The following is a 16,550-nucleotide window of genomic DNA, read 5'->3' on the forward strand; positions in this document are numbered from 1 at the left end:
TCGTAAATCCCTCGTAGCTGCATTCGACGGGGTCGCTGCCAACGCCATCGATCATGACGAACATCATCCGGGCACGCGGCTGTATTTGATGGTGAAGCTCATCCCGGAGCACACCGCATTGGCCGAGATCGTCACCGAAATGTCGGTTCCTGCCGCCGCGACGTTGGCCGATGCCTGCGCCTGCGTCTGTTCCGCCGACGAAACTGCGTTGGCTGTGCCGCCCAGGGCGACGCCGTCGATCTTGAATGTCGCGGTGCAGGTGCCGGAAATGCTCTTGGTCACGGTCTCGACGATGGTCAAGCCGAACGGCACCTTGACGACGAGCAGATACGTGCCGTCGAGCGGCGTCTGAATGATGCCGCTGATTGCGTCGATGCCGGCCATGGCGTCGGCATAGGCTTTGACGCTCTGCTGCGTCGGCACCTTCGTGTCGCTGTTCGAGGCCATGTTGTCCTCGTCGATGACGTTGGATTCCATCAGCGCGCCGGCCGCCGCGACCTGCTGTGTGGTCGGGTCGACATTGGTGTTTTCGACATTGACCGTGTTCTGCGACATGGCGAACGCCGTCAGCCAGTCGATGATGGCCACGATGTCCTTGCCGTTGTCGCCGGTCAGGCGCGGCGGCTGCGGGACCTTGTCGACCATCAGTGCCCGATTGCCTCGGTCTTGACCCCGGCGCCGATCAACTGGACGTCGCAGTCGGAAGAACAGGTGATTTCGAACTGGAACGTCGATCCCACGCCATAGGCGCCGAACTCGATCGTTTGCAGCCTGTGGCCTGCCTTGCCGAGCCCGCGGCGGATTCGCGTGCCGAACGGCTTGCCGTCGCGCGAGCAGCGCACGCTGATCTGCGGATCGAAGGTGTTGGAGCCGACGCCGCGCTTCAGTTGAAGCCGCAGCCCCTTCACCTGCACCTGGTTGCCCGAAACCATGTGCGAGGTCCTGACCAGCCAGCGCTGCGTCGCGCCGGCGTGGCTGAAGGTGTCGGTCTTCAGTTCGTAGATCCTGCCCTCGCCGCCGATGAAGATGCGGTCCCATAGCCGCCAGTGCGACCAGCCAGGCCAGCGGATCGGCGTCCCGGTCAGATCGTCCCAGCCATAGAGGTTCGACCATCGCTTGTTCTTGTAGTCGAACAGGAAGGTCATTCCCTTGGTGCCGTAGGGGTTTGTCGCCTTCGGCGCCTGCATGAGTAGGAATTTTTGCCCAAGCACATGCATGGGCTTATCCGGAAACCCGCCGATCCATGCGTCGGTCCAGTCGTCGATTTTCTCGAGCAGAAGCCCTATCGCCGACGAAACCACCTCTGAAATCTGGCCCGAGAAGCGCACCAGTTCGGTCTGGCTGTTCATGGTCCACACCGCATTGTCGGCGAAGATCATGGCGTAGGGCAGCGATACACCCTCGCCGATCGACCAACGGCGGAAGAACGGCACGTCGGCGCCTGGGTTGCGCTCGAACTGCTCGATCGAGGCCGCGCCCGACAGCATGATCTCGCGAAACGGCGTGACGATCATGGCGTTGATGTTGTCGGCGCTGCCGTCGGCGGCAAACGTGTCGAGCGGGTCCCACTGGTCCGGCGTGCCGGCGCCGGAATGGTAGAACCGCCCCGAATTGACCTCGGCGGCGATGGTGAAGTTGTCGAGCCAGCCGACATGCGAGGCAAGCGGCGCGTTCGGGCTGAGCAATTCCGTCTTGTCGGTGCGCAGCCGGATGATCTGACCGCCTGCGGCCATATCCAGTTCGCGGTCTGTCTTGGAGAAGACGGTGCGTCGGCCGCCAGAAACCGGCACGCCAGGGATGCGGAACACCGTGCCGGCCCGGTTGATGCGGTAGACCGCGCCCTTGCTGGTCGAGGCGATCAGGTCGCCATTGAGGTCGTTGAGATAGACCCGGCCATTGTCGCCGAGCTCGGCGAAGTCGACAAAACCCGGAAACCGGACCTGCACGCCCTGGTCGTTGAGAAAACCGTTCTCCATCGCCGTCTGGTAGCCGATGACCGAATCCGGATCAGCGTTGGCATAGACAGGCTTGTCGATCGGGAGCGGCGTCCAGTCTTCCATTACGACGACACGACCTCGACCTCGACCGTCCATTCGACCGTCTGCCCGGTGTCGCCGGTGACGCGCAGTTCGATCTCCGGACCGTTGGCAGCGAAGGCGCAGGCCCAATTGGCGTTGGTCTCCTGCACGGCGCGGATGTCGGTATTGGTGCCGGCAAGGGCCACGTTGGCGGCCACGAGCGCGCCATTCACCATCGCAGAGCCGCCGGAACCGTCCGTGACGATCTCATTGTCGACGAAAACGCCGTCGATGTCCTGCAAGGTCAGCGTCCCGGTCGCGCCGCCATCTGCGTCGGCGGTGATGCGCCCCGTGGCGCCTGACGTGGCGCCGGTAAGCAGGTTGCCAACGGTGAAGTTTCCGGTCTGCGTGTCGTAGGCGAGCGCTGAGCCTGGCCGGCGCGCGGAGACGGCGACGAAGTAGAAGCCGTCATTGGTGCCATTTTTCTGGCGGCCGACGACCTTCGCGGTGAGAAACACGCGCTGGCCGGGATCAAGCGCAATGCCCCACGCCTTGGTCGCGCCGTTCGACGTGGTGATGCCGAAACTTTCGCCCTTGTCGGTTGTGCGCGAGCGCAGCCATGCGGTCGACGTACCGGCGAGCGTGACGTCGTTGATCTCGCGGCAATCCAGCGCCAGCACGTTGTTGAGCGGGCTGGTCAGCGTGATGTCGACGTCGTCGATCTCGACTTCCTGGAACACGACGCTTTCGAGCGTGCCGGAAAGCTCCATCTCGCCGCCGGAAATCCGGCCGCGCAGGAATCGAATGTTGGCGATGCTGTTGTCGGCATCGAGCGGCGAGCCGTCGGCGATTTCGAGGTCGACCGTGTTTCCGACAAACACCGGATCGATGATGGTGATGCCTCGAGCGCCGATGATCGAAAGCGCGGTGCCGGTGTTGGTGTCGAACTCGACGCCTTCCAGCGTGATCTGGCCGCATGGCGCGTCGACGTTCCGGACATCGAGGCCGGTGACGGAGCAAAGATCGATACGACCGCCGATCCACCGGATGTTGCCGATCCGCTTGCCAAGACCGGAATCGCCGGCATCCGTGTCGCCATGCAGTTTCGAGCCATCGGCGCAGTCGGAGATGTAGAGTTTTTCCCAGACCATGTTTTCGCCGCCGCGAATGTGCTTGCTGGCCGCGAACCGCTTGATCTCGACATCGTCGAGGACGATCTGGTCATTGGCGACGGAATAGACGCCGACCGATCCGGCGACCACCGAAACGCCGTCCAGCGTCAGCCTGGACAGACCGGCGCGGTCGCCGGCAATGGTGCAGACGCGGCTTGCCTGGTTGCATTGCAGCGTGGTGGCGCCCCTGCCCTGACCGCGCACGACGACGCCCAGCGGGATTGAGAAGGGATTGACGGTGTAGAAGCCGTCCGGAACCTCGACATAGCCGCCACCGGCGGCACCGGCGACGCCAATGGCGGCCTGCAGCGTCGCGCTGTTGGTGGCGGCCGATGCGCCCACAACGCCGACCTCGACGAACTCGCCATAGTCGCGCGCGTCGATGCGTCGGCCGAGATGGTCGGCGAGCGTGTATGCTTCGGACCCGCCGTCGACAGTGACAAGAAGACCGTTTCCGACTTCACCATCGAGCGTGTCGAGCGGTGGGCGGATAACGCCGGTGCGGTCGACAGTGTCGATATGCAACTCGACCGCCAGCCCGACATAGAGCGGGGCTGACCATTTGCCGTAAGATGTTTCGCCGACAGTGTTGCCAAGCAGGGTTTGCGGGTTGGCGGCTTCGTCCTGAAGGTCTTCGTCGGAATAGACCGTGGCAAGGACGTCCGTCCCGGCGCGCACGATCGTGACCGTCGCCAGCCCATAGCCTGGGCGCCACGTATCGAACTCGGAAAGACGGATTGCCATGGGGTTCGCCTATTCGTAGAGGATGTTGACTTTGCCGGCGTCGAACGTGTCGGTGCCGCCGAGCGTCGTCAGGCGGACGCGATCGAGTGCCGCGCTGAGGGATTTCGAGCCCGCGCCAAAGGTAACGATCGTCGTGTCCGACCGGCTACCTTGCATCGAGGCGACCCATGTGAAGGTGGCAGGATCTATCAGGGTGAGGACCATGCTGCCGTGCAGAACGTTCGCTGCGGCGTGGGAACTGCCGGCGAGGCGGAATCCGGTGGTGTTAGCCGCGGTGTTGGTGGTGTCGGAGCCAGTGATGTGCCCTGCCGTGCCGAGATAGCCGGTCGCCTCGATGCCGCCGGAGTCGCCGATCTGGATGATCGGCGTCGAGGTTCCCGAGGTGGAGAGATCAGCCCATGAAACCGTGATCCTCCTCGTCCCGTCGGGAATGCTGGTGAAATCGATCGCGACCCCGGACGTGGCTGCCGCTACCGCGCCGATGCCGCCGCCCCACTCAGGCGCTGTGGCGCCGGGGTTCATTCTCAATCTTTGGCCGGCAGCGCCTTTCGGGATGCGCGCCAGCACCCTGTCGCTGGTGGCATAGAACAGATCGCCGGCCACGACGGACGCCGGCAGCGTGGGAATGATCTTCGTCGCTGCGCCATCGCCGATTGCCAGCGCGTTGTCGTCGGTATCCCATTGCGCGTCGCCTTCGACCGTCGGTGCTGGTGCAGCGCTTTGCTTCAGGACCAGCGTCGGTTGGGTGACCGTGTTGAAGGTCAGGCCGCCATTGGCGCGGAGATAATGGGTGCAGATGACCTTGTTCGCGCCGAGCGAGCGAAGCCTGATGATGTCGCCGGCACCACCCACGATGTTCACGCCGCCTGGCAGGATCAGGTCGGTAGCGTGATGCGTGAAGGTCGGGGCACCGGTGAGCGTCAATTCCCGCTCCACGCCGGCGGCACCAGTGACGAACGATGTGATCGTGGCGCCGCCGGTCAAGTTGCCGGTGCGCCCGGTCATTGCGGTAAGGTCGGTAGCCTGCGCCGACGAGATATTGGCCGCAACGACCGCCGCATCGTCGTTCATCTGAAGCGGCGTGCGGTTTTCATATTGGGTGTTGCCCGCATTGCGGCGGACATAGTTGTGAACGGCCGGGACGGTCGGCATTTCAGCGTTGGAAGCCGAGGAAGCGCTGGCCGCGGCTGCGGCGGCACTGGCGGCAGCGGCGGCGGCCGCAGCGGTCGCAACCGCTGAGATCGGCGAAATCTCGACCATGATGATGAGGTTTTCAGCCGTTATGTCGGCAGCCAGCGACACAGCGAGATAGTCGTTGGTGACGACGTAGACGTCGCCGGTCAGGCTATCGCGCACCAGGTCGGAAGAGGAGTAGATCGTGCCGGCGAGATAGTTGCCCTTATAGGTGCCGCGCACCTGGATGACGCCGGTATCGTGCGACGCGACCGACGCGCCGCTGATCTCCGCAATGACGGCATCGGCGATATAGACCGGCGCCTCGAACTTGCCGTCGCCGTCCAGCGTCTGCGGGTTTCTCGCGGTTGTCGAGCCGGTCGGGCCGGCATAGAGCGTTGCCAGCGTCGCCGTCTTGATGCCGTTGATGTCGACCTCGAAGAACGTCGCCGTCGCGCCAATGTAGATCGGGTTCGCTAATTGGAAATCGGGGATCGAACTGCGAAGGCCGGGCATCAGCAATCCTCCATTCCAAAGGGTTCTGTCGTCGGGGATTCGGTGTCGTGCTCACGGTTTTCGAAAGCCTCGAGGCCGGAGAACGCCTTGAGCTCCTCGCGCTCAAAGCGCGCAAGGCTCTGCTCGGGCAGTTTGACGACGGCGCCGCCGCCGATGTCGACCGCGAGCTTATAGACCAGCCAGCGCTGCCAAGCCTGCCGGAACAGCGTCTCGACCGTGCCCTCCGGCCTGGTGCCGCTGACGCCGCCCGGTGCGACGTTGGGCGCGTAGGACTGGAAATCGAGGACGATCGTGTAGACGTCCGTGTCGGTCGCCTCGATCGTCGGATAGGTGTAGAGGGTCGGATCGGGCAGCCGGTCGATATAGACCTCGCAAGGCGTGCCCGTGGTCGAGAGCTTTGACTTTTCCAGCCATGTATCGCGCGCCACGATGGTCAGCGGCGTGCGGTTGCCGTCGGCGTCTTCCAGCCATGCTGCGACCGGGAACTGAAACCCGTTGTCGGGGAACTCCTCGATCTCGTCGGAAAGCAGATAGGCTTGCTGGCCCGCGACAAGCGTCAGGGTGATGCTCGCCGGGATCAAAAAGAACAACCTGGTGGTGCCTGCGACTTGCGCCATGATCAGGTCGAGCCAGAACATCGCCTCGCGCAGATCCTCGCCGTCGGGAGCGCTCTCCGTCGTCGGGAACTTCCCGATCAGGCGAAGAGCGCGCTCGCAGATTTCCTTGGCTTTGAGGACGCGCGACATGCGTTGCTACCTATGCCGCGTCTTCTTCGGCGTCGGCCGGCGGCGTCCATTCGTCAGGATTGGCCTCGTTGACGCTGTTGAGCTTCTTGCGCTCGGCGATCGCCCCGATGATGAAGGCGATCACGTCCTCGCGAGAACCTTCCTTGGTGACCTTCTCGCCGCCGGGCAAGCTTACCGCGCGCAGCCAAAGGGCTTCATCGTGCAGATCGTTGTAGTTGGCGACCGTCTCGTCGGGCGCCAGGCGAAGCCGCTCGCCGGCCTGCAACTCGTCGGGCTGCTTTGGCACGCCGCGCCACGCCAGCACGTTGCCGTCGGCGTCGGTCAGCTTGAAGGCCGTGCTGTTCTTCAGGAATTTTACGGCGACCTCGCGCGGCATCTTGTAGGGCTTGCCCGGGACGAACTTGATGGTGCGGACGACGCCGTCGACCATCATGTCGTGCTCGCGCGGACCGCTGCTCGGCGTCGCGGTCATGTCGATGACGTGCATCATGCCGGCATCGGCCGGCTTCTTCACGGTTTCCGTGGTCATTTGGTTGGTTCCTTTTGCGGGGAGCATGGGAATTGAAGCGGCGGGTAGCCGGGCATCCGTCCCGTCGGACACCCGGCCCCCCGCATCCGGTCGCGTAGGAGGAAACTACGCGGCCAGAAGGTAAGGCAGGTAGATGAAGCCCTTGCCGGTGTCGGAACCGGCCGAGGTGGTGACAGTGATGGCCTTGCCGACCATCGTGTTGTCGCCTTCCGGGGCGTCGTCGCCTGCGTTGGCTGAGTCCAGCACCGAAAACAGCGCGCCCATCGTGTCCGCAGACGCGAGCAGGCTTGCCTTGACGATGCCGAGTGCAGCGACCGAAACGCTGTCGATATAGCCGTCAGCGTCGCCGCTGTCGGTCGAGAGCGTGCCGACGTCGAGGTCTTCGGTGGCGTCGACTGCGGTGACGTGGACGAAGGGCGTCGGCAGCATCAGGCCGGAAGGCACGGTGAAGCCGGTGCTCGTCTCGGTCGCGGCGGTGAGGTCTGCCGCGGCCCACGGGATCACCATGCACTGGTTGCGGCCCGTCCCGACGAGGATTTCATTCGGGCCGGACGGTTTTACGTTCTTCACGACGATGAACTGGCCGCCGGGCGCCTGGATATAGAGGTCGACCAGAAGCACGGTTTCGGCGGTGAAGAAGTTGATGAAGCCGCGCGTCAGCGAGACCGGATTGGCGAGAGCCGCACCGTCGACGTCTTTCAGCGTGGCCTTCAGCGCATCGCCATTGACGGCAACAAAGGCTTTGCCGCCTGCGGTGATGATCGCCTCGAGGGTCGTCGCATCCTTCAACTGGATGCGGTATTCGAGTTGACGAAGCATTTTCGTGTTCTCCGTAGGGATTGAAGGTGACCGGGCAGATCATCCGCCCGGTCGCGATCACGGGTGCGGCTTACGCTGCGGCGGCGGTCTTGATGGCGATCGTGCCGAAATCCTCGCGGTTGTTCGAGTCGTAGATCGACTTGAACTGAGGCTTCAGCATGCCGATCTTGCGGCCCGAACCGATGCCCGGCCGGTTGCCGTAGTCGGTCTTGTCGCTTTCACGCCAGAAGGTATTGCCGATCGTGGCAATGCCGCCGGCCTGGGCGCCGAGATAGAGCGCCTGAGCACCATCGATCAGCCCGCCGGCGCCCCACTTCGAGGCCGAAGCGAGGCCGGAAGTGTTGAACACCTTGTTGTGCTGATAGATGATGGTGCCGTCGATCGTCGCCATGGCGCCGGTGAACAGCTTGTTGTCGCCGCCGGGCTTTTCCGCCGTGCGCATGATGGTCTGGTAGGTCGGGTCGAGCACCAGGTCGCGGCGCTGACGCGGGTGGAGGACCATCACATAGTAGCTGCGACCGCCCGAACGGATCGGGCGAAGACGCTTTTCAGCCGCCTGGGTGTTGGCGCGCACGATGGTCGCCCACGACATCTTGTCAGACGAGGTGATCGAGCCTTCGCTGGTCGCCGAACCGCCGAAGAGAATGCGGTTGGTCGAGGGAGCCGCCACGTCCGCGCCGAAGCGCAGCGAGGGAAGTTGCGAGCCTGTGCGGGTCGCACCGTTCGTCTTCAGCGTATAGGCACGGCCCGACAAGGTGAGGAACATCAGTTCGTCCATCTTGTCGGAGAGCCAGAACGCCAGCTTTTCCTTGGACTGAGCGCGGAACCGGATGACGGTCGCCTGCTCGGCCATTTCGCCCTTGGACTTGGTGCCGTGGCGAAGCTGGTCGATGCGGATGACCTGTGCGTCGTTGATCATCGCCTCTTCGTTGCCGTCGAGTTCGTTGTCGCCGACGACACCGTCGCCCTGAAGGTCCTGCACAAGCTGCATGACGCATTCCAGGCCACGTTCGGTTTCGGTGAGCTTCGTCACGCGCTGGATGACGGAGTTCATGTCGGAATCGGACTTGCCGATATAGCCGTTGGCAAACCAGAACGACTCGTCGCGGCCGGCTTGCCAGGTTTCTGCGGCCCACACTCGTTTCTGAGCGATGGTGAGGGCGCCGAAGTCAGTAGCGGACATTGAAGTCCTCCTATTTCTAGGTTGTGATGCCGAGGAAGCGGTGTCGCGTGGCGATCGGCAGGGCTGCCAGATCGTCGTCGCTCATGTTTTCGATGGAGGCTTCCGAGATTACTTCGCCTGCGGAACCTGTCATCGACGCCACGTTCGGGGGCATGTTCCCCTGCATGGCGATCTTGGCTGCCCGAGCCGCAGCGTCTGGACTGAGACCGGGGGCGGCAGGCGTGGCCGGTGCTGGCGCTGCCGGTGTGGCACCGGGGACGGCCAGCGTCTTGCCCGTCAGCATCGGGCCATACTTGTCGGAGAGCAGGGCAACACGCTCGCGCAGCCGCAGGCTGCCAATCGGTCCTTTCGGCAGTTCGACACGCTCAGCGGCAAACGATTCCTTCGCTTTCATAACGAGGTAGTCGAAGTCGCTGTCGCTCTCGATCGCCGCCAGGTACGGGTGCTTCGCCTCGAGTTCAGCCGTGAGCTGGTCGAGATAGAGATCCGTGGTTGCTGTCGGCTGCTGTGCCTGCTGTTGTGGGACCTTGGCGAGAAGGATTTCCTCGCGGATCGCTTGCTCCTGATTGGTGAGAGCCCGCTCCTGCGTCTTCAGTTCGGCGTAGGAGATTTCCCCCGCGTCGTACTTCTTCGCAAGCGCGTCGATCTGCGTGCCGACCGCGATAAGGCGGTCTGCTGCCGGAGGCGTAGCCGGTGCTGGCGGGGTTGCCGCCGGAGCCGGTGCCGCCGGTCCTCTCACTTTCAGCGCCTCGACCTGTCCAGCAAGGAACGCGTTCTGGCGAGCCAGTTCGTCGTTCTTGTTGTTGACCTCGTCGAAGCGGGCCTTCGGGATCATCGGGGCGGCGGGTTGCTGCTCCTGCTGGTCCTTTGGCTTTTCTGGTGCGCCCGGCGTGGCTGCTGCTGCCGGTGTTTCGATTCCTGGCTCCGCTGGTGCTGCTGGCTTGGCCTCCTCGGCTTGAGCGGCTGCCTTGGCATTTTGGAGTTCGAGATCGTCGAGATCGTCCGAAACGATCACCGCCGGCTGTGGTGCCGGTGCTGGCGCGGCTGGCGTTGCTGCCGGGTCCGTCTCGAGTGCGGGCGCAATAAGGTCCTGTCCGAGTAGCTCGGCCATTGTCGTCATCTCCTGTCGCGTGATGGTGCGGAAACGCCCGTGAAGTCGGCGGCACTTCGATCCTGTATCGCCGGATCATGCGGAAGACGCCCGTCAAAGCCGGCGGCGCTCTTGGAATGGTCAACTTAACACCAGGTGTTAAACTGACCGAAATGCTTGGCTAATGCGCGGTAGGCTGCTGCCCCTGCGCACGCTTGAAGGTCTGGCCCTCGCCGTGGTCGATCACATCGACCATCAGCTTTTTCCATGTCTGCCATGCGCCTTCGCAGCGCTGGCCCCAGGACTCGCGACCGGACAGCATGACGTCGGCGAAATCGAACTCCTCGCCCTCGCCGTGCTGCCACTCGACGGTGAACTGCGGATCCCCGTCGGCGTCGACCCAGATGATGCACATGCGGTGATAGTCGGCATGGAGCAACAGGACCGAATTGCCGGGGACGGGATGGGTAAAGACGATCACCCATGCGCCGCCGAAGTGCAGTTCGCGATTGAGCAGGGTGAGCAGATCGCGGCCGAATATCATCTGGTCGGGCGCCAGTTCGGGCGATCCGGGGTTGTGGTCGATGAACTCGCCATTGTCGCGCTGCATCAGCGCGTAGTGGTGGCCCTGGCCGCCTTCAAGCTCGGCTTCGCGGACGAAGCGACGGAGCATGAACGGCGTGATCAGGCGCTCGTCGGGAACGCGGTGCATTACGCCTGCGCCTCGGGCTCGGTCGGCTCCGGTGCCACGCCGATCATGTTCTCGGCCGTGGTGACGGGCTCTTCAACCGGATCCACCGGATTTTCCGGGCCGGGCTCTACCGGCTCCTGAAACTCGCCGTCTTCGACGGGGCGTACCTCTTCGGGGACCGGCGGCGCGGCATCCTGTGCGGGCTGCCCGTCGGGGTCGAGAACGGCAGGCTCGATCTTGTTGATGATCAACGCGCCCGGACCTGCTGCCTTCATGGCGGCGACCTCTTCCTCGGTCCACTGCTGGTCGTTGGCATCGGCCGATGGGTCAACCACGCCCATAAGGTCGCTGTTGAGCCCTGAGACTTCGTCGATCGGCTCGGGCTCCTGCTCCACATTCAGGCCGCGGTGAGAAACGCCGATGACGTCGCCTGTCTCAATGTCGAGCGTGCGGCCTGGCCGGATGGTGTGTGTCTGGCCGTCATGCGTCGTGACGACGACGTCGCGCTCGGATTCGGCGGCTTCCATATTCACGATCTGCACTTTGCGGGACATTGCAGTTTCCTCTCAGGGTTTAGCCGGCGGGACCGGCTGGGGGTGGAAGTTGCGGCGGTGCGCCAGGCGCGCCCGGCGCTCCTGGTGGTTGCATCATCTGGCCTTGCATGGCCTTGAAACGCTCGATCCATTCGGTCTTGCGCGGCAGCGACGACATGTCGACGATCAGGTCGGCAAAGGCCGGCAGCGCCGGGCCGATCGCCGGGCCCATCTTTTCAAGAAGCAGCATCATCTCTTCGAACTGCGCATTGGCGAAGGTCGAGGAAAGCGGCTGCTCGTCGACAACGGCCGAATACTTGCCGATGGTGATGTCGTTGAGGATGCGCTTGATCCCGCTCAGCGGGTCGGTCTGCATCTGGTTGATGAGGACCTGCGTGAACTTCCCATCCTCGCCGAGCACGCGGTACATGCGCTTTTCGGTGTAGTGGTTCTGGAACAATTCCAGGTGCTTGCCGCCCAGGATGGTCTTGGTCCGCGTGAAATTGTCCATGTAGAGCTGGATGGCGATGACGGCCTGGCGCTGCCTTGCCTCGATCGCCCTGCCCGACTGGACGCGGTCGAGCTCGCCGAGCGCGCTCTCGTTGATGCCCGAGATGGTGCGGATATCGTCCTGCGCCTTCTGCTCAAGGCGCTCATGCGCCATGGCCGGGGCGGCCGGCGACATCTGCTTGGGCTCGTGCTCGCCTTTCCACTTCATCATGTAGCCCGGCGAGGCGCCGAAATTCTTGAGCTTGCGCTCCTGCACCGGGTCAAGGCTGCTCTCGTGATAGGACCAGCCGCCGTTCGACAGCTTCGACGTGACCTCGACCTCGACCGAGCGGCGCTTGTTCTTCTCCTTCTGCGGATCGATCAGGTCCTCGACCGCACCGCGCGTCATACCCCTGCGAAAATAGGGAAAATAGCCAGCGATCGAATAGGTGTCGTAGGGCGACGGCGCGTCGTGCAGCAGCATGTCGCCAACCATCGTGGTGCATTGCAGCCTGGTGACCTGCCGGCGCTCGACGATAAGCGGGTTGCCGATCGACTGGCCGTAGTAGAGGATTTTTTCGATCCGATCCCTGTTCCAGTCGACCGGCAGCACCTTCTTGTCGCCCGTCTCGAGGTCTATGCAGACGTTGCGCTGCTCGGTGACGCGGTGCTCGGACTGGATGATCTTGATCGTCTTGCGGTACGTGTCGACGAAATCGCCCATCGTGCCGTAGAACGTGTCCCACCATTCATTGCTGGTCTCGTCGCGCTGGCCGAAGGTGCGCACCGGCGAAACCTCGTCGCCGACCATCATGGACGTGACGGGAGCGACAGGCGTATGGCCTTGCGTGAAGGGCCGCACCAGGCCGGCCACCTTCTTGCCGAACGTGCCTTCGATCTCATCGATCGAGACCATTTTCGCGGTCTGGATGTAGGCGGCCGAATCGTTGAGGTCGTAGGTGTCGGCGTCCGGATCGATGTAGGTGGCGAACGGGTCCTGCCCTGTGGTGCTGATCTCGCCCAGGTCGTTGTTTTCGAAGTCGAGCACGGTCTTGTAGAAGCCTCGGCCAGCGACGATGCCGTCGAGGAACACCTCGCCGTCGACGAACTTCAGGCCGGTGGACATGGCCGCGTTCTTTTCCAACCGGCTCAGGATCTCGGCAATCTCTTCGCTCGATCGCGCATCAGAGCCCGGGCTGAAGGTGATGTCGGTCTTGTTGTTGGCGTGGTAGCCGAGAATGAGGCGGACCAGCGGTGCAATGACGTTGAAGGTCAGCGCCGGCCGCTTCTGTGCCGCCATGTCGGCCAGCGCCTTGGCGGTCCACTGCCTGCCTTCGAAGAAGTCGACCGCCACCTTGGCGCTCTCGGCCCATTTGTTGTGAGCCCACGAGGCGCGCTGATGCCGTTCGGCGAGGATCATGACTTTCGTCTGATCCTGCTCGGGCAGCTTGTCGGTCGGGGTTGGGCCGTATTTCATGCGGAGGTGTCGGTTCCTTTGAGTTCATAAAGCAGGGATGCCCTGATCCCCGTCCCTGAGAACGTTCTGTTTACCTGCATGGGAGGGCTACCATCCCTTGGCGAGCATGAAGGCCGCAACGTGATCTGCCACAAGCTCGTAGCCAACCGTCGTCAGGTGGATGTTGTCGGCCCGCAGCGAGGCGGGGACAGTATCGTCAGCGATGTCGATCAGGTCTTGCGCCGTCGGCGTGATCGCGGCATCGGTCAGTCCATCATCGATCAGGTAGCGTCTGACATCGAGATAGCTGCCGGGGAACGCAGCCTCCAACTCGGCATTCGACGCCATGAGGTTGATATATTCGGACTGTCCTGCACGTTCGTCGGCGTAGTCTCCGTTAAGGATGCTCATGACGACATAGTGCTTGTCCACCGTGGACAGCAGATCGACCATGCCCTGCACGTCGCTGACGACAGACCAGTTGTTTATGCCCTTGTTATTGCGACCCGACCATATGACTTGCGTCGATGCGGCATCGATTTTGGTCTGCACGATGACATCGGTCCCGGCCGGACATGCGACGGTGCCAGGGTCCGCGGTTGGGGTGAAGGTGTAGGTTTCGGTAGTCGAAGGCGGACCGCCCGAGGCGGTACGCGCTATTGAACCGAGGACACCGGCAATGGAGGCGCTGATTGAGCGGGATGAATTGTCGCCCGGGGTCGAGAGAAGCTGCGGCGCATTGGGGTTTGTCGCCGTGTCAACGATAGCGGTCCCGTTGAAATGGGTAATGCTGTTGGCGCCGGCGACGATCTGGTCGCCGGAGATGGTGACGGTCGGGACGACGCCGCCCTGCCTCATTGCGATCTGACTGGATCGCTGGCTGCCGATCCCGCGACTGGTTACAGGCCTAGACAGTTGCGTCGTCAACTGCGTTATCAGCGCGGACGAGGTTAGGCTGTCGCCATAGACGTAGGTTGTATAAGATGGCGTCACGACCGGATCAGAGCCACCGGCGCCTGCTTCGGCAGTAAGAGCCGCAAAAAACGCGTCCAGCAGTGTTTTAAGCGCCAAAGCCTCAGCATCAGTAAGAGATGCACCTATCCCCGCTGCTGCGAATTGATAGCTATTAAAACTAGCGGCAACACCGTTCGTATACAGCGCACCAATAGTTAGCGCTGAAGTTGACAGCGATGTCGAGACCGTCGTGTCAGATCCAACAACTACACCGTTTCTTACAAATGCGTAAGCTGTTGACCCGGATCGACGCAGCATAAGTAGCCCGTCGCTGCTAGCCGAAGCTGCTGATACACCATTTGCATCTTGGTTGATGCGGAATGTCGCCAGGTTTCCGGCATTTCGCGGCGTCAGGAAAGTCTGCCCCACTGTGGACAGCGATCTGGAGCCCATGACAACCCCTGTGGTTGTCGCATTGGTGCGCGAATAAACAAAGAAGTTGGCGTCGTTAAGTGTGAAACGCCCGTTGGTGAAGCTGGGCCTTAAGTCCGTAATCAGATACCCAGTCGTACCATTGCCGGCCCATCCCTCATCCGCAGTGAAGGTGTAGCCGCCGTTTGGCGTCAGCCGATATGCAGGCTGAACGAGATTCTCGTATGCCCACTGCGCGCGAGCAGTCCTGAGAATGTAGAGCGCATCGAGCTTGGCGAAGATACCGGCCGAAACCAAGCCACGAAGGAGCGTGTCATAGATGGCCTGGCGCGGAGCTGTCGGCTGCGTGTTGAGCCGATCGAAATAGGCCACAGACTCAGCCGAATAGCCTCCTCCCCCCAGCCCTACCAATGGGCTGGCAACGAGAAGTCGCCGAAGCGGTCGCCGGTTCATCACAGTGAGCGCGACACGATCGTGAGCGTCCGCTCGGCAGCCTGGTTGACAGGCACAGAGCCGGTGCCAGACCTGAACTTGATCGAGTTGAAGCCGGCGAAGATACCGAGATCGAGATAGACATGATGCGCGGCGACGACGACCAGGGCGTACTCGGTGCCATCTGGTGCATAAAGGTCAGCGAAGTTCTCGCCGTCGACGCTAACCGAGAACGTCAGACCGGCGGCTGTCCATGCTGCCGGCATGATGATGCCGATCGCATGGAGCCCGCCAAGGTCGACCGCGGCCGACAAGGACCCGCCGCTGGCGATCACGGCCGACGCCTTGGCGACCTCGAACGGACGATCTTGTGAACGCAGCATGGCGAGCCCTCCTTGTGTGGCCGGGTTAGATCGTGACCAGCTTCCAGTCGGCGTTGGTCAGACCGGTCGCCAAGTAGAAGTGGGCGCCGGCGGTGTCGAAACACCACTGGCCGATGAACTCGGGCACGAGCACTGCGGCCGGCGTGCCGGCGTTGGTGATGTAGACCAGGCGCTTGGCGATCTCGTCGCCCTTGACGTGCCATGCCTTACCGAAGATCGAGTCGTAGGCCGACTGTGACATAGGCATTTGCGTATCTCCTTGGTTTTCGCTTTTTCCAGGCAGGCTGTGGGTTTCGGATTAGCCCCCCTTGTGGCGAGGGGGAAATTGCGTGAGAACGTCCGAGCAAACGAGGTAAGAGGGTGATGATGGCGCGTAAACTACTTTTGTCCGTCTACAAGGCGATGCCGCCCGCACTTCAGAAGCATGCATCGCTCTATCGGGAGGCGCTGCTGTCTGCACGGCTGATGCGGACGCGTTCGAGTGTTCGAGAGTGCAACGTCTGCGGCTACGTCGGGAACTTCAAAGCCTTTGGTTTTCCGTCCAGGCTCGATGCGCGGTGTCCGCAATGCAACTCGCTAGAACGTCATCGTCTATTCAAGATGTGGTTCGATGAGAACAAAGACCGGATAGCGTCAAAATCCGCGCTGCACTTCGCCCCCGAGACCGCGGTGACCAGTTTCCTCAAACCGCTGGTTTCGAAATACGTCACGGCCGATCTGTACGCCTCGCTTGCCGAAATCGTGCTGAACATCGAAGCCATCGACCTGCCCGACAACTCCTTCGATCTGGTCATCTGCTCGCATGTTCTTGAGCATGTTGACGACCGGAAGGCGCTCCGGGAGATGCACCGGATCCTCACACCAGGCGGGATTGCGCTCCTCATGACACCGGTTATCGAGGGGTGGCCAGAAACCTACGAAAACCCCGCTATTACCAGCCCGCAGGACCGAGCGCTGCACTATGGGCAGTTCGATCATGTGCGCTATTTCGGTTCAGACATCCGCGCCCGGATCACCGATGCCGGGTTTGCATTGAGCGAATACACGGCGGTCGAACCTTACGTCCACAAGCACGCCCTGACCCGTGGCGAGAAGATCTTCGTTGCGTCTAAGGCAGATTTGCCAGCGCTGTGAAAACTGCCTTTTGCATGCCATGCCGAACCGAAAATATCGTCGTAGCTTTTCGGTTC

At 62.5% G+C, this 16,550-nt stretch carries 16 protein-coding genes; 1 reads left to right on the plus strand and 15 read right to left on the minus strand.

Annotated elements, in window-relative coordinates; genetic code table 11:
- Positions 1–63: 63 nt before the first annotated feature.
- The 15 genes from IHQ72_RS29760 to IHQ72_RS29830 form a co-directional block, all read right to left on the minus strand.
- A complete protein-coding gene (locus IHQ72_RS29760) occupies positions 64–645 on the minus strand; it encodes a hypothetical protein (RefSeq protein WP_258119090.1) in 582 nt (193 codons plus the stop codon).
- Positions 645–2,093, minus strand: a complete 1,449-nt coding sequence (locus IHQ72_RS29765; protein WP_258119091.1) for a hypothetical protein — start codon at positions 2,091–2,093, stop codon at positions 645–647. Before IHQ72_RS29765 ends, IHQ72_RS29760 begins: the two co-directional genes overlap by 1 nt.
- Complete coding sequence (locus tag IHQ72_RS29770; RefSeq protein ID WP_258119092.1) at positions 2,060–3,934, minus strand: hypothetical protein; 1,875 nt, start codon at positions 3,932–3,934, stop codon at positions 2,060–2,062. The genes IHQ72_RS29765 and IHQ72_RS29770 overlap by 34 nt, the downstream gene beginning before the upstream one ends.
- A 9-nt stretch (positions 3,935–3,943) precedes the next feature.
- On the minus strand, positions 3,944–5,623 hold the full coding sequence (locus tag IHQ72_RS29775; protein ID WP_258119093.1) for a hypothetical protein: 1,680 nt from the start codon (positions 5,621–5,623) through the stop codon (positions 3,944–3,946).
- Positions 5,623–6,369 carry a phage adaptor protein gene (locus IHQ72_RS29780; protein ID WP_258119094.1) on the minus strand — a complete coding sequence of 249 codons (747 nt, stop codon included), beginning with the start codon at positions 6,367–6,369 and terminating at the stop codon, positions 5,623–5,625. Before IHQ72_RS29780 ends, IHQ72_RS29775 begins: the two co-directional genes overlap by 1 nt.
- Before the next feature lie 10 nt (positions 6,370–6,379).
- Positions 6,380–6,898: a hypothetical protein gene (locus IHQ72_RS29785; protein WP_258119096.1), complete on the minus strand. Its 519-nt coding sequence runs from the start codon at positions 6,896–6,898 to the stop codon at positions 6,380–6,382.
- 105 nt (positions 6,899–7,003) lie between these two features.
- Positions 7,004–7,717, minus strand: coding sequence for a hypothetical protein (locus tag IHQ72_RS29790; protein WP_258119097.1), 714 nt, complete (start codon positions 7,715–7,717; stop codon positions 7,004–7,006).
- Positions 7,718–7,787: 70 nt separating this feature from the next.
- The gene (locus IHQ72_RS29795) at positions 7,788–8,900 is read right to left on the minus strand and encodes a N4-gp56 family major capsid protein (protein WP_258119099.1); all 1,113 of its coding nucleotides are present in this window, start codon (positions 8,898–8,900) and stop codon (positions 7,788–7,790) included.
- 16 nt (positions 8,901–8,916) lie between these two features.
- The gene (locus IHQ72_RS29800; protein ID WP_258119100.1) at positions 8,917–10,011 is read right to left on the minus strand and encodes a hypothetical protein; all 1,095 of its coding nucleotides are present in this window, start codon (positions 10,009–10,011) and stop codon (positions 8,917–8,919) included.
- A gap of 160 nt (positions 10,012–10,171) precedes the next feature.
- Entirely contained in the window at positions 10,172–10,702 is a 531-nt protein-coding gene (locus IHQ72_RS29805) for a hypothetical protein (protein WP_258119102.1), read from the minus strand.
- Complete coding sequence (locus IHQ72_RS29810) at positions 10,702–11,235, minus strand: hypothetical protein (RefSeq protein ID WP_258119104.1); 534 nt, start codon at positions 11,233–11,235, stop codon at positions 10,702–10,704. The genes IHQ72_RS29805 and IHQ72_RS29810 overlap by 1 nt, the downstream gene beginning before the upstream one ends.
- Before the next feature lie 19 nt (positions 11,236–11,254).
- Positions 11,255–13,180: a portal protein gene (locus tag IHQ72_RS29815; RefSeq protein ID WP_258119106.1), complete on the minus strand. Its 1,926-nt coding sequence runs from the start codon at positions 13,178–13,180 to the stop codon at positions 11,255–11,257.
- 87 nt (positions 13,181–13,267) lie between these two features.
- Complete coding sequence (locus tag IHQ72_RS29820; protein WP_258119107.1) at positions 13,268–14,917, minus strand: hypothetical protein; 1,650 nt, start codon at positions 14,915–14,917, stop codon at positions 13,268–13,270.
- Positions 14,918–14,997: 80 nt separating this feature from the next.
- Positions 14,998–15,360 carry a hypothetical protein gene (locus tag IHQ72_RS29825; protein ID WP_258119108.1) on the minus strand — a complete coding sequence of 121 codons (363 nt, stop codon included), beginning with the start codon at positions 15,358–15,360 and terminating at the stop codon, positions 14,998–15,000.
- A gap of 25 nt (positions 15,361–15,385) precedes the next feature.
- Complete coding sequence (locus IHQ72_RS29830) at positions 15,386–15,607, minus strand: hypothetical protein (RefSeq protein ID WP_258119109.1); 222 nt, start codon at positions 15,605–15,607, stop codon at positions 15,386–15,388.
- A 116-nt stretch (positions 15,608–15,723) separates the two neighbouring features.
- Here IHQ72_RS29830 and IHQ72_RS29835 point away from each other — a divergent pair, with 116 nt between their 5' ends.
- The gene (locus IHQ72_RS29835; RefSeq protein WP_258119111.1) at positions 15,724–16,494 is read left to right on the plus strand and encodes a class I SAM-dependent methyltransferase; all 771 of its coding nucleotides are present in this window, start codon (positions 15,724–15,726) and stop codon (positions 16,492–16,494) included.
- Positions 16,495–16,550 lie beyond the last annotated feature (56 nt).

Origin of the sequence: Mesorhizobium onobrychidis (assembly GCF_024707545.1) — a bacterium.
Taxonomy (GTDB): Bacteria; Pseudomonadota; Alphaproteobacteria; order Rhizobiales; family Rhizobiaceae; genus Mesorhizobium; species Mesorhizobium onobrychidis.